12 protein-coding genes are annotated in these 12,670 nt (G+C 41.0%); 9 read left to right on the top strand and 3 right to left on the bottom strand.

All coding sequences use genetic code 11. The features are described from left to right. Entirely contained in the window at positions 1-3,243 is a 3,243-nt protein-coding gene (locus tag Q0625_RS11445; RefSeq protein ID WP_298827359.1) for a SusC/RagA family TonB-linked outer membrane protein, read from the bottom strand. 529 nt (positions 3,244-3,772) lie between these two features. Beyond that, positions 3,773-5,167 (bottom strand): aspartate ammonia-lyase, encoded by a 1,395-nt coding sequence (aspA, locus tag Q0625_RS11440; RefSeq protein ID WP_298827356.1) that lies wholly within the window; start codon positions 5,165-5,167, stop codon positions 3,773-3,775. A 126-nt stretch (positions 5,168-5,293) separates the two neighbouring features. Here aspA and Q0625_RS11435 point away from each other — a divergent pair, with 126 nt between their 5' ends. The 5 genes from Q0625_RS11435 (at position 5,294) to Q0625_RS11415 (ending at position 9,660) form a co-directional block, all read left to right on the top strand. Further along, the gene (locus Q0625_RS11435; RefSeq protein ID WP_298827354.1) at positions 5,294-6,874 is read left to right on the top strand and encodes a Na+/H+ antiporter; all 1,581 of its coding nucleotides are present in this window, start codon (positions 5,294-5,296) and stop codon (positions 6,872-6,874) included. Positions 6,875-6,931: 57 nt separating this feature from the next. Continuing rightward, the gene (locus Q0625_RS11430; protein ID WP_298827352.1) at positions 6,932-8,083 is read left to right on the top strand and encodes a hypothetical protein; all 1,152 of its coding nucleotides are present in this window, start codon (positions 6,932-6,934) and stop codon (positions 8,081-8,083) included. A gap of 107 nt (positions 8,084-8,190) precedes the next feature. Beyond that, a complete protein-coding gene (locus Q0625_RS11425; protein ID WP_198541604.1) occupies positions 8,191-8,391 on the top strand; it encodes a helix-turn-helix transcriptional regulator in 201 nt (66 codons plus the stop codon). A gap of 110 nt (positions 8,392-8,501) precedes the next feature. Further along, the gene (locus tag Q0625_RS11420; protein WP_298827349.1) at positions 8,502-9,158 is read left to right on the top strand and encodes a hypothetical protein; all 657 of its coding nucleotides are present in this window, start codon (positions 8,502-8,504) and stop codon (positions 9,156-9,158) included. Positions 9,159-9,171: 13 nt separating this feature from the next. After that, positions 9,172-9,660, top strand: a complete 489-nt coding sequence (locus Q0625_RS11415) for a hypothetical protein (protein WP_298827348.1) — start codon at positions 9,172-9,174, stop codon at positions 9,658-9,660. 36 nt (positions 9,661-9,696) lie between these two features. On the opposite strand, the gene Q0625_RS11410 is transcribed toward Q0625_RS11415, so the two are convergent. Beyond that, entirely contained in the window at positions 9,697-9,909 is a 213-nt protein-coding gene (locus Q0625_RS11410; protein ID WP_298827346.1) for a hypothetical protein, read from the bottom strand. A gap of 278 nt (positions 9,910-10,187) precedes the next feature. On the opposite strand from Q0625_RS11410, the gene Q0625_RS11405 reads away from it, so the two are divergent. The 4 genes from Q0625_RS11405 to Q0625_RS11390 all read left to right on the top strand — a co-directional run. Next, the gene (locus tag Q0625_RS11405; RefSeq protein ID WP_298827344.1) at positions 10,188-10,364 is read left to right on the top strand and encodes a hypothetical protein; all 177 of its coding nucleotides are present in this window, start codon (positions 10,188-10,190) and stop codon (positions 10,362-10,364) included. A gap of 4 nt (positions 10,365-10,368) precedes the next feature. Next, a complete protein-coding gene (locus Q0625_RS11400; RefSeq protein WP_298827342.1) occupies positions 10,369-11,313 on the top strand; it encodes a hypothetical protein in 945 nt (314 codons plus the stop codon). A 12-nt stretch (positions 11,314-11,325) separates the two neighbouring features. After that, positions 11,326-11,802, top strand: coding sequence for a hypothetical protein (locus Q0625_RS11395; RefSeq protein WP_298827340.1), 477 nt, complete (start codon positions 11,326-11,328; stop codon positions 11,800-11,802). 15 nt (positions 11,803-11,817) lie between these two features. Next, a partial coding sequence (locus Q0625_RS11390) for an SIMPL domain-containing protein (protein ID WP_298827338.1) occupies positions 11,818-12,670 on the top strand: 853 nt, incomplete at its 3' end.

Here is a 12,670-nt window from a genome sequence, read left to right as displayed (position 1 = left end):
TTAGAAATTAGCTCTTACTCCTAAGGTAAAGGTAGAAAGTGGTGCATATTGGTAACGATTGGAGCTTCCTACTTCTGAAGCGGTTGGGTTGAACCCTTTTCGGTGGGTAAGTATCCAAAGATTATCTCCTGAAAGGGTAAAAGTCAATGAGGAGAAACCTACACTCTCACATACTTCCTTGGGCAAATCATAGCCTAAGGTGATGTTATTCAAGGCCAAATAGTCGGATTTGGTCAAGAAACGTGTAGAGGTAGAGTTGACATTCTGCTCATTGGCACTAAAGCCTGAGGAGAGGCGAGGCACATCGGTCTGGTCGCCAGGGCGTTGCCAACGATTACGCACATCAGCATGCCACATATTGCCCCCTATCTTTCGGTTGGTCATCATATTGGCATAGATATTATCATAAGAGTAACCTCCTAATCCGTAGAGCCACTGGGTAGTAAAAGAGAAGCCTTTGTAAGCTGCCTTTAGGGTGATGGCTCCGCGTACATCGGGTATGGCTGATTTGCCTACAAACATCTGGGTAGCCTTGGTATAGGTTTCAGTGATAGTCTGTTGTACTGCCGCCCCAGGATTAGCAGCCTCAAACTCATACAAGGAAGTGATTTCTTCTCCGTTGTCATACTGTTGGTTGTTGTTGCGATCCTGATAGTACATAGTATATTGAGCAGCCCCTGTATTTGGATTTACCCCTCTATACTCACGCATATAGAAATCATAGATAGAGTGGTCTTTGGCACGTGCATATCCTCCTATGTTATCCAACACCTTGGGTTTCTGAGTGGTATTGTCTATAGGCATACGGGTAAGCTTGTTGGAGAGTACCTCTCCATTGAGAGATAAATCCAACTTAAAATCTTCGTGATTCACCACATGACCTGTTACACTGAACTCCAATCCGCTGTTGGTCAAGAGTCCATCATTGACTGTATAGACGTTATTCCCTGAAGAAGGTGCCAAGGTACTGGCAAAGATCAGGTTGTCGGTAGTCTTGTGATAGTAATCCAATTGTACATCTATCGCTCTGCTTTCAAGTAAGGTAAATTCGGTACCTACTTGGAATATTTTGGACTTTTCCCAAGTAAGGTCAGGGTAACCTATACGATAGAAGGTAGCAGCAGGCAGGTTCATAAAGTTGTCTATATCATACACATCATAGCCTGAATAATAACCTATATTCTGGTCACCTACAGTACCATAACTAGCTTTGAGCTTGAGGTAAGGCAAGTATTTCTTGTTTTCCAAGAATTTCTCACGGCTTACCACCCAACCTATACCCGCAGAGGCGAAGTTACCCCATTTCTCATTAAGGAAACGAGATGAACCATCACGACGCAAAGAAGCAGAAAGCAAGTAACGGCTCTCATAATCATACATCACCTGACCAAAATAGCTCTCCAAGCGGTAGCTATTGGTATAGGAGTTAAGACCCGCGAGCTTGATGGCACTATTAAGTTCATTGCTCTTAGGATCCACCAATCCACTCTTGTTACCATACATAAAGGTCTTGTCATAGGTAGTACTTTCATGAGCCACGAAAGCCTGTACATTGTGATTGCCAAAGGATTGAGTATAGCGCAAGAGTTGTAGGAAAGTATAGTTCAAGAGTTCTTGTTTGTGCTTGGTGATACGTCCCTTCTCGCCTTGTTCAGCACCATAGTAAGGATTGATCACATTATCTATACTTTTATTATAGTATTGTCCTCCCAAGCGGGTCTCGAAGGATAGTTCCTTAAGGAAATCCACCTTGAAGAATACATTGGCATTAAGCTCATTACGTGTTCTGTCCTTTCTATCAAGCATTCCTTGAGCGATGGCATTGGTCGTTCCGGAGAAGCCACGTCCGTTCCCAAAGTCATATTGGTAGTTACCAGGGAAATACTTATCGGGTACCTTGTTTCCTTGAGCATCGCGCAAGAACAAGGGGTAGATAGGCGGCATGTTATCCGTTACCCAGAAGAGGTTATCCACGTCTTCGGTTTGTCCGTTTTCTCTACTCTTGGAATGAGCGTAACCCAAGTTAAATTCTCCTTTGAGCCAAGGTTTGGCTTGGTGAGAGACATTTACACGACCTGAATAACGTTTGAAATTGGTATTGATTGCATACCCCACATCGTCCAAGAAACCTAAACTGGTGTAGTAAGTCGTCTTATCATTTCCACCGCTTATATTAAGATTGTATTCGGTACGTACAGATGCCTGATAAGCATAGTCTGCCCAGTTTTCAGGGCTGTACTTACGAGTAACCCCAGGGCGCATCTTGCCTGTGGAAGGGTCTATCAGCTGTGTAGGATCGCCATTCCACATATTGTATTTGGTTGCGAAACCAAGACGACCGAAAAGGTTCTTATTGGCATAGTCCTCCACACTGGAATAAGCAGCATTGAAGCTTGATGGATTTCTTTGTTGTTCCAAGACCCCGCGCTGGCGCATAGCACTCCAACCTATTTCGGCATATTCCTCTGGGCTGCTGATTACCTGATAGCGAGGCAATAGGCGAGAGTTAAAGCCTATCTTGGATTCTACTTGTATATTGGACTGATTGGCACGACCTTTCTTGGTAGTGATGAGCACTACCCCATTGGCGCCACGTGAACCATATACCGAAGTAGAAGTCGCATCCTTAAGTACAGTCATGGATTCAATATCATCTGGATTAATAGAAGAGAGGTTACCGTCAAAAGGCACTCCGTCAAGCACATAGAGTGGACTGCGGTTCCCATTGACCGAACCGAAACCACGTACGCGCACCGTAGCCGAAGATCCAGGTTGACCAGAAGTATTGATCACCCGCACCCCAGCGGCTTCTCCTGCCAGTGCCTGAGATACATCGGAGACACTCTTACGCTTAAGGGACTCCTTATCCACAGAGGAGGCCGAACCTACATACTGATCTTTCTTCACAATAACATAGCCTACCATCTCGAACTCATCCAAGTCCTGGGACTCTACTTCCAAAACTACATCAATACGCTTGGACGAACCCACTTTGACTACCTTAGTTTTCATTCCTAGAAAACTAATCTCTAAGTTCTTCCCAGGGGCTACCTTAATGGTAAACTTACCGTCCATATCGGTTCCAGTACCTTTACTTTCCCCTTCTACTACTACGGCCGCTCCAAAGAGTGGCTCCCCACTAGCGTCCTTGACGCTTCCCGATACTTCCCGCTCTTGTGCAAGCGAAAAGCCTTGCATTGTTATCACCAACAACAATGCATACAAAAGTTTGTTTAATCTCATCAGATATTGTTTAAGAAATACAAGGGCAAAAGTAGTAAAAAAAATATACCCTACAAAATAAAAAATTCATTTTTACACTACAAATATTCATTTTATTTCATTAAACAAAGATATTTTTTTAAATAAAAATCATTTAAAAACGTTTTTTATTAATTTTATTTCAAATACATTTTTAACAATTATTGATAATCAAATAATTACATTTTTACATAATAAAAATATTGCAATATTTTTTTAATTCGATATTTTTTTGATAAAAATATACATTTAACACCTTAACGTCTTATTTTAACATTATAAGCGTTTATATGTATTTAATAATAAGACATCGAAACACCTAATATTTGATTTTATTAGAAAGAAAACAAATGATGAAGAGAGAAAACAATCTAGAATTCTTAAAACTATATAAAGTTGAAGGGAGAATAAAGAGAAATTCGAATTGAATATAATTTCATAAAAACTAAAAAAGGTTGCCCATAGGACAACCTTTCCGTCATTATTAAACAAAGTACATATATATTCAGCGTTATTTGGCCACAATCATATTCTTAGGATCAAGGATTTCATCCAATTTTTCCTTAGAGAGTAAACCATGGTCTAGCACCAAGTCATATACTGCCTTACCTGTTTGTAGGGCTTCTTTGGCTATCTTAGTACTGTTCTTGTAGCCGATATGAGGATTCAGTGCTGTTACGATACCGATACTATTCTTCACCATGTTAAGACATACTTCACGGTTAGCAGTGATACCTACCACGCATTTGTCTTTGAGGGTGTCAACTGCATTTTCAAAGAGCGTGATAGACTCCATGATAGCTTGGCAGATCACAGGTTCCATTACGTTGAGTTCCAATTGTCCTGCTTCAGCCGCGAAAGTTACTGTAAGATCGTTACCAATCACCTTGAAACATACTTGGTTCACCACTTCAGGGATTACAGGGTTTACTTTCCCTGGCATGATAGAAGAACCTGGTTGCATAGGAGGAAGATTGATTTCGCTCAAGCCTGCACGAGGACCAGATGCCAATAGGCGCAAGTCATTACAAATCTTGGAGAGTTTCACTGCAAATTTCTTAAGCCCAGAGGAGTAGAATACATAGGCACTCGTATCAGGTGTAGCCTCTATCAAGTCATGAGAAAGAACAAATGCCTCTCCGGTGGCTTTGGCTAAGTTCTCTGTACATAGCTTAGCATAACCATGAGGGGCATTGAGTCCTGTACCAATGGCGGTACCTCCCATATTGATTTCAAGTAGTGAATTGGCTGTTTTGTTCAAGGTAGCAATTTCTGCCTCAAGACTTACTGCGTATGCTTCAAACTCCTGACCAAGGGTCATAGGCACTGCATCCTGAAGCTGAGTACGTCCCATCTTAATCACATCGGCAAACTCTTTTCCTTTCTTGCGGAAAGCATCGGCTAAGGCTTGTACATGTTTTACGAGCTTTTTATTCATATTGAATACGGCAAGCTTAATAGCAGTTGGGTAAGAGTCGTTGGTGGATTGAGAACCATTGACATGGTCATTGGGGTAACAGTGTACATAATCCCCTTTTTCATAACCCAAGATTTCCAAAGCACGGTTAGCAATCACCTCATTGGCATTCATATTCACAGAAGTACCCGCTCCTCCTTGGAACATATCCACTGGGAATTGGTCATGGAACTTTCCGTCAATCACCTCATGAGCTGCTTTCTCTATCGCTGCTCCGATTTCTTTAGGGATCACCCCTAAGGCCGCATTGGCCTGAGCAGCAGCTAATTTTACAAACGCAAAAGCACGAATGAACTCTGGATAGTCACTCATCTTGCTGTTAGAAATATGGAAGTTCTCTAAGGCACGTTGTGTTTGTACCCCATAGTAAGCCTCTTTAGGTACTTGCAATTCCCCTAAAAGGTCTGATTCTATTCTAAACTCTTTCATATATAATGTATTTATACTATCTAAAAAAGTGGTGCTAAGTTACGTTTTTTTTCTTATACAACCATACTTTTTTCCTTATTTTTTTGTACCTTTGCCCAATTATAGAATACAAACAAATCCGTTTTTATGGTTGCTTATTTCCCCTTCCTTCTGTTACTCCTTATCACTATTGTCGGCCTTACAATGCTAGCCAATAAGCTTAAAATTGCCTACCCCATCTTATTGGTCTTCGGAGGCTTAGGCTTGAACCTTATGCCTAAGCTTCCACACATCGCGATAGATCCCAACTGGGTACTACTGATTTTCTTGCCTCCGCTGCTCTATGCCGACTCTTGGGCATTGTCACTTAAGGAATTATGGAAATGGAGACGTATTATCTTCAGCTTTGCTTTCATTGTAGTCTTTATCACCTCAGCAACCGTGGCTTGGGTGGCCAATATGGTACTGCCTGGGTTTTCCTTGGCGTTAGGATTTCTCTTTGGTGGAGTGGTAGGATCTACCGACGTGGTAAGTGTCTTAGCTATCCTCAAGTTTGTCAAGGTACCTCACCGCCTTTCTACCATCTTGGAGAACGAAAGCCTACTGAACGATGCCTCCTCTCTGATTGTCTTCCGCTTTGCTGCCTTAGTGGTTACCACAGGCCAATTTGTATGGTACCAAATGGCTGGCAGTTTTCTATGGGTAGTCATAGGAGGTGTAGCGATAGGCTTGGCAGTGGCTTATCTGATACGCTTGGTTCATAAGGTCTTTCCTACCGATGCTAATATGGATATCATTCTGACATTCATTTCCCCTTACATAATATATATGATAGCCAATGCTTTGGAAGCTTCAGGGGTCTTGGCCGTAGTAGCAGGGGGTGCCTACCTAAGCCATTTCCGCTATGAGATATTCCCTGCCGCTACTCTCAACAAGGCTATGGCGGTATGGGATAATATCGTGTTTATTCTCAACGGTTTGGCCTTCTCCCTCATTGGTCTGAGTCTGCCTGAAATTCTCTCAAGTATCGAGCAAGAGGGAATGGAACTGACCACTGCTACCTATTATGGGCTACTGATGGCAGGGGTCATCATAGGAGTACGTATCCTCTGTGCTTATGGGGCTGTACTCATCACTCAAATCATGAAGCGCTTTATCCCTGTAGCCGATGGACGTAGATACAACAATATACGTATTCCACTGATTCTCGGCTGGGCAGGTATGCGAGGGGTGCTCTCCTTGGCGGTGGCGCTGTCCATACCACTGACCTTGGACGACGGCAGTCCTTTCCCCCATCGCCATCTGATCCTGTATATGACCTTCATCGTCATCTTGGTCACCTTGGTTGTGCAGGGACTTACCCTTCCTTTCCTTATCAAGCGGGTTACCTTTCCCAACTATGATGACCATATCCCAGAGGCCGAAGCAGAGACCTACGTTCGTAAGGAACTGGCACGAGTGGCCTTAGAATATATGGATACCCATTATAAGGAAGAGACCAACAGCTTCCTGCTCCAGAACCAAAAAGACATCTGGCAGTTTCAGCTCGACACCCCCCAGTGTAGTATCACTCCCGAAGTGCGGGAGAAATACATCGCTATCCTACGCTGTCAGCGGGAGTACTTACAGCAGCTCAATCGCAACCCACGCCTGAATGAACAGCTCCTACGCTCCTTTGAACGACAGATTGATTTAGAAGAAGAGAAATGGGAGAACCAAACTAATTAGCAGATTAACCAATGTGCTAATTGATAAATCAATAAAAACCTTTAAGCTAACAATAAAATGCCGAAAACTTATGGAAAACTTACACTGTCCCTTACAGGAAAGGACAGTCACAAGGTGAACATCACCCCAGGACAAGGGCGTTTTACTATAGCCCCTAAGATCTCGGGCGAGAAAGCTGATGCCTATGTAGAGGCTAACACTCCTATACAATGGGAGGTTTTCAACGATTTCAAAGTACCCGCAGGAGGCAACTGGCCTCGTGTGATGGACTATGTGGGAAATGACACCCGCTTTATAGCATGGACAGAACAGCGCGAAATGGAGAGTTTTGACTGGAGGCTAATGGCTCCTGCAACAGTAGATTTCTCTAAAGCAAAGATTGAATATTTATCGGTAGATAATAATGATTATCCTCTTCATATTAAGCTCGGCAACAAGTGGCTGAAGGGGCTTAGTTTGCAAGGAAATCCGCATAAGATAACACTTGAAGTGGCAGTCCCTTTGAAGAGTATCTCGTTTGATATCAGTACTGAAAAGAAGAACAACACCCCTGTGTTCTTGCCTAAATTTGAAGCGCTAAAAGATCTTACAACTATCAATATAAGCACACCAGTAGTGGGACAACCTTTTGACTGCAGTAGCTTGTTGCAGTTCAAAAAACTCAAGACGGTGAGATTGGATGGAAATATGTGTCATATGGAGGCTTTGGGTAAATTAAACCTTAGCGGTATTGAGGTGCGTTATTGCCCTGATATGAGTGGATTACCCCCTTTGAGTACTTGGGCAGACTTCAGCTATTGTATTTTCTGGAATGTGGAAGAGGTAAGAGGTAAGGTACTGAGAAAAGAACTGAAAGAATTGGAGAAAACGCGAGAGTTGAGTGAATATGCTTCAGTCTCTAACTTGCACCCAAAGAGTTGGTTTGCTACTGAGTTCAACATTCCTTTTGCTTCGTGGGAAGGCAAGAACGGCAGAGAGGCAATGAAAGCCTACAAGGAAACCCTAAAAGCCATAAAAAAAGCTAAAGAGGAAAAAGAAATTAGGAACCTATTAGAGGGGCTTATCGCTGTTATCAACGGGTTGCCCAATATAGAAACTACCGAGCGAGAGGACACCTACGAAGCTGTATGTCAGCTAGCAGAAGTAGCGTCTTTTGCTATTGAGGAAGAGAAAATAACGCAGTGGTTTGACCAGGCGAGAGATTTTTAATGAAAAAATATACCCCAAAGGGTGTATATTTAATAATTTTACCTATCTTTGTACCCGAAAAGGTATAAACTAATTAGCAAATGTGCTAATTAGTCCATTTGTTAATTATGAATATCGCTTCTTTTGTAAAGGAAAGGCGTAAGCAGCTACGCCTTACACAGCCTGAGTTGGCAATGCGAGCGGGCGTTGGGTTGCGCTTTGTACGCGAATTGGAACAGGGTAAAAAAACCTTGCGTTTGGATAAAGTAAATCAAGTATTGGCTCTCTTCGGTGCCGAAGTAGGAGTCGTAAGTATTATTGAGGAATGAAACAAGTAGTAAGCGTTACCTACTTGGCAACAGTGGATTGAGCGTAGTTTTCTTTTTGATTTTCAATACAATATTATTACTCATTTTTTAACGTTTTGAATAACTTCATCATGAATACGACATTATTTTTAGTAGCCCTTAGTGGTATTTGTTGGACAGTGGTCTATGTAAATGCTATCCGAATAGGTTTTAGAAATAAAACCTATGCTATTCCTTTTTGGGCATTAGCTTTAAACTTTGCTTGGGAATTGCTTTGCACTATAATTGGTTATCAGGAAATTGGAATTAATGACCAAATGATTGCTAATATTGTATGGTTATTTTGTGATGCCTTTATACTCATTACTTATTTCAAATATGGAAAATTATACTGCCCTATAGTTGTCCAAAAATATTTTTATTTGAATGGAATCGTGATATTGTTTATTTCATTTGTAGTACAATATGCCTTTATCAGAGAGTTTGGTTTAATAATGGGAAGTAGTTATTCTGCCTTTTTACAAAATCTATTAATGTCTATACTATTTATTGGTTGGGCATCAGACAATAATAGAATTTCTTCCCAGTCTATACTTATAGGCATATCCAAATGTATAGGTACATTAGCTCCCACTATATTATTTGGAATAATAGGTAGTGAACGTCTTGGAGGAGCTAATACCTTTTTATTATACATAGGATTGATAATTTTTGTGTTAGATGTGGTGTATATTACTCTATTACTTATAAAAAGGAATACAAAATCCCGTACAATTGAAACCTCTTAAAACCTTTCTTAATATGTCATACAAATTTAGCGAACTTGACGCCCTTACTGATCGCCTTATAGAAGAGGAAATAGGAACGTATGACCTGCCTTATTATATAGAACCACTACTTGAAGGTTCTACTCTTATCGATCTGCTCAAAGCTTACCTAAATGATGCTATTACCCATAAAAATGCCAGCCGTATAGAGTGTGCTATCATTCTTGCAGGAGCATTGGGTGAGGATAAAAAGCTGTTGTCCCAGTACGAAAACTTGCTTTTGGAAACTTGGCATCATAGTCACGAGGATCTTGTGGATATAATTGAATCCTATGGTAATAGCTCAAACGTTGCTACTTTACAGAAGGCTTTCAACCTCTCCCTGCCTTATATGGAGTATAACCATCATTATTCTTTTCATCGCAAGCTGCTCTATGCCATCTTAAAGTTAGCCCCTGAGCAATTTACAAGCATACACAAGCAGTACATTGCAGCCTTAAAGAAAGGAATTATTTTAAAATAACAACGCTATGACCTCCGACGAATTTGCAAAAAACTTCTATACTGAACTGATGTCAAAATAATACAAACTATCTATTCGCTCTTCTGACAAATAGAGTTCTATATGATTCTTTCTAAGTATATTATGTGTAATAGGCTGTCCTAAAAAAGTTTCCAATTCTTCTCTCTTCATATCAAACAGATGTAAGTCATCTATATACTCAAGGGCTATATTCTTGTTATCTCCCTGCTCAGAGATTTCCTCTATCATAATATAGTAGAGCTTTCTATTTTCTTTGAAACAGAACTCTATCTTGTATTTTGATGTATATATAGCGTATAAAATACTACTTTCCGTTGCAAAAGAATCTTCTGAGAGATTCCTAACAATATCAATATCCCTTAATTCCTTATTTAGAGTATTATCGAAAAAATCACTCGTTTTTATTGGACACATAATCAAAGATAACTATTTCTAATCTATACAGCTACAAATATACAAAATTAATCATTATTTTTTGTATATTTGCCGCACTAAATAGCCCATTTTTGAACCTAAAAATATTCATTACCCTACACCTTTTGGAAAAACGCCAAAAAAATTTTGGTAGTACCCTCAGAACTGCCCTCCTATTCCCTTTAGCCATCGTGGGCGACTTCTGCTTGTGTATAGCTATTTCGGCGGGTCTTGTGGTTGCCTATTTTACTGAAAAATACGAAAATTAATTTTATGAATATTAGTTACAAATACTTTTTTTTACCTATCCTTTTGCTCTGTATTGGTTGTGCTTCTTCCAAAAAAATAAAAGCTCCCGATGACTATTGTGTCCCCCCGCCCTATACAATGACAAAGGAGAAGGAAGCTCCTATAGTAATTGATGAAGCAAAGCTTGCCTTAGGTAAAAAACTTTTTGAAGGAAAACTATCCTCCAGAAACATCCTAATCGCTTATGCCTCCGATACCGATGAGGCTCTATTGTCATTAATCGCCTTGGCGGATGATCCTTCTGAGCAAGCACAACTAAAGCGCAATACCTTAAAAATAGAAATCCATAGCAAGATTAACGCTATTTTCTCACAGATGAATTCAGTAACTGCGGAATTGGATTGTGAAGAAGAGCGTATAGACCAAATAGCTACTACCCTAAGCAACATCAACGACAAGAATATTACACGCCTTACAGTAGCTTCCATACTTGTGGGAGCGGCCTCAGCTGTGGCGGGCGCTTATATAGCCGATGATGGTTGGAATAAGGGTGTTGCTGTAGGCAGCGGGATACTGGGTGCGGGCTTGAGCTTTCTTACGCTTAATCCCAAAGGAAAAAAGATAATACTACAACACCCTCGTAATCTGTTGCGTTGTTTTATGACCGAGAAAAACGACATTGAGTTTCCTCCCTTTGTATGGTATATGATCAACGAACCTCGTTTTACCAATTCTGGAGAAAGCTCCGTTTTACAAAACACACAAAGAAGATGGATCAAACATCTTTTTGACAATGACAAAGAGAAAGCACTCAAAGCTGTCGTTTTTAGCGATGGAGGCATCTATAATGCGGGTGATTTGCATACCCGTGCCGAGATGTTTGACCAAATGCAGTCGGTGATACATTCACTGAACCAAAACCTCAACTTCTTTATCCAAGAGGTCAATATGCTTATGTTGAAAAAATAAAATCACAATACAATGAAAAAACTCTTTTTACTATTATGTGTATGGGCAGCATTGCCTATTGTAGCCCAAACCTCTGATAGCAAAATCCCCGTCATAGATGTAAGTTACCTAAAACAAGGCAGTAGCTATGGACAGTTGGGGCTACATTTCAGCTGTTATGAAAACAAAAATTTTGTACTATTGGCAGGGCTTGCGGGCAACTTCCGTTCGGAAGACAAAAAACTCATCGCCATTGCTGAAGCTCAAGTTTCCGCTTGGATCAGAGCGGATGAGTCACACGGTAGTTTTGTAGATATTCCTATACTCATGTTGCGTCCTCAGTTGAATTTTTCCCCCTACTACTTTGCCCCTGAAGCAGGTTTCCAAATCCTCATTTTCCATGTAAAAGCAGGATATGCATTCCCTTGGGGTAAAATAAGCGAGAGCTATCCTTTTGAGACAGGCAAATTCCGCTTCTCAGTAGGGGTATCAATACCGTTAAAAATATAAAAACAGAAGATAATCATGAAAAATTTCTTTCTCTCCGTAGCCCTTATGAGCACAATGCTTGGTTTTGGGCAGGCCTCTGGAAATCTCAACTACCAAAACAGAGGTCGAAATAGCTTGAATAACAACAACTTTTCAGTTGATTTCCCTACCAATTACGAAATGGTAGTCTCTGCCAAGGGACTGGCCAATATCAAGGCCGATGCCTTTGTGGCTATTTTCAGTGTAGTACAGACAGGAAAGACCGCCGAAGAGGCTACCTCCCTGATGAGTCAGCGCCTTTCTCCTGTGCTCTCTGCCCTGAAAGCTAAGAACATGGAGGCTTTTGTGGATATGATCTCCTTTGTCCCTATGTACGAATACGAGACCGAGAAGAAAGTCTTTAGCAAGCGAACCTACAATGAAGTACCTACAGGCTTTGAACTTAAGCAGAACTTGCATATCAAGCTCCATGAGGCTACTCGTCTTAATGAGCTAATCACCCTACTGGCTAATAGCGAAATTTATGACCTCGTGCGTATGGACTACTACAGTACTGAGTTAGAGACCATAAAGAAGGAACTCAAAGACAAGGTCAAAGCCGCCTTTGCTGAAAAACAAAAGCTCTATGAAACGACCCTAGGTGAAAACTTTGCCACCGCTGAGAAGAAGATAACCGATGGTTTTTCCTTGACCTCTCCTTCAGAGCTATATAATACCTATGAGGCTTATAGCAGTGCCCCTATACCAAGCAAGCGTGCAGGCAATGTCATGCAAGCCAGCAAGTCCATTACCCAGTATTACCAACCTATTGCTAACCGAGATTTTGATGTAGTACTCAACCCTATTATCGTAGAACCTATGATACAAGTGGTCTATGAGATAAAAATGA

This window comes from uncultured Capnocytophaga sp. (assembly GCF_938029845.1).
GTDB lineage: Bacteria > Bacteroidota > Bacteroidia > Flavobacteriales > Flavobacteriaceae > Capnocytophaga.
This window is presented reverse-complemented; position numbering and strand designations above follow the sequence as displayed.

Coding starts and splice junctions, on each gene's coding strand:
- Q0625_RS11445 (WP_298827359.1), bottom strand. CDS start 3,243: ATGAGATTAAACAAACTTTTGTATGCATTGTTGTTGGTGATAACAATG.
- aspA (WP_298827356.1), bottom strand. CDS start 5,167: ATGAAAGAGTTTAGAATAGAATCAGACCTTTTAGGGGAATTGCAAGTA.
- Q0625_RS11435 (WP_298827354.1), top strand. CDS start 5,294: ATGGTTGCTTATTTCCCCTTCCTTCTGTTACTCCTTATCACTATTGTC.
- Q0625_RS11430 (WP_298827352.1), top strand. CDS start 6,932: ATGCCGAAAACTTATGGAAAACTTACACTGTCCCTTACAGGAAAGGAC.
- Q0625_RS11425 (WP_198541604.1), top strand. CDS start 8,191: ATGAATATCGCTTCTTTTGTAAAGGAAAGGCGTAAGCAGCTACGCCTT.
- Q0625_RS11420 (WP_298827349.1), top strand. CDS start 8,502: ATGAATACGACATTATTTTTAGTAGCCCTTAGTGGTATTTGTTGGACA.
- Q0625_RS11415 (WP_298827348.1), top strand. CDS start 9,172: ATGTCATACAAATTTAGCGAACTTGACGCCCTTACTGATCGCCTTATA.
- Q0625_RS11410 (WP_298827346.1), bottom strand. CDS start 9,909: ATGATAGAGGAAATCTCTGAGCAGGGAGATAACAAGAATATAGCCCTT.
- Q0625_RS11400 (WP_298827342.1), top strand. CDS start 10,369: ATGAATATTAGTTACAAATACTTTTTTTTACCTATCCTTTTGCTCTGT.
- Q0625_RS11395 (WP_298827340.1), top strand. CDS start 11,326: ATGAAAAAACTCTTTTTACTATTATGTGTATGGGCAGCATTGCCTATT.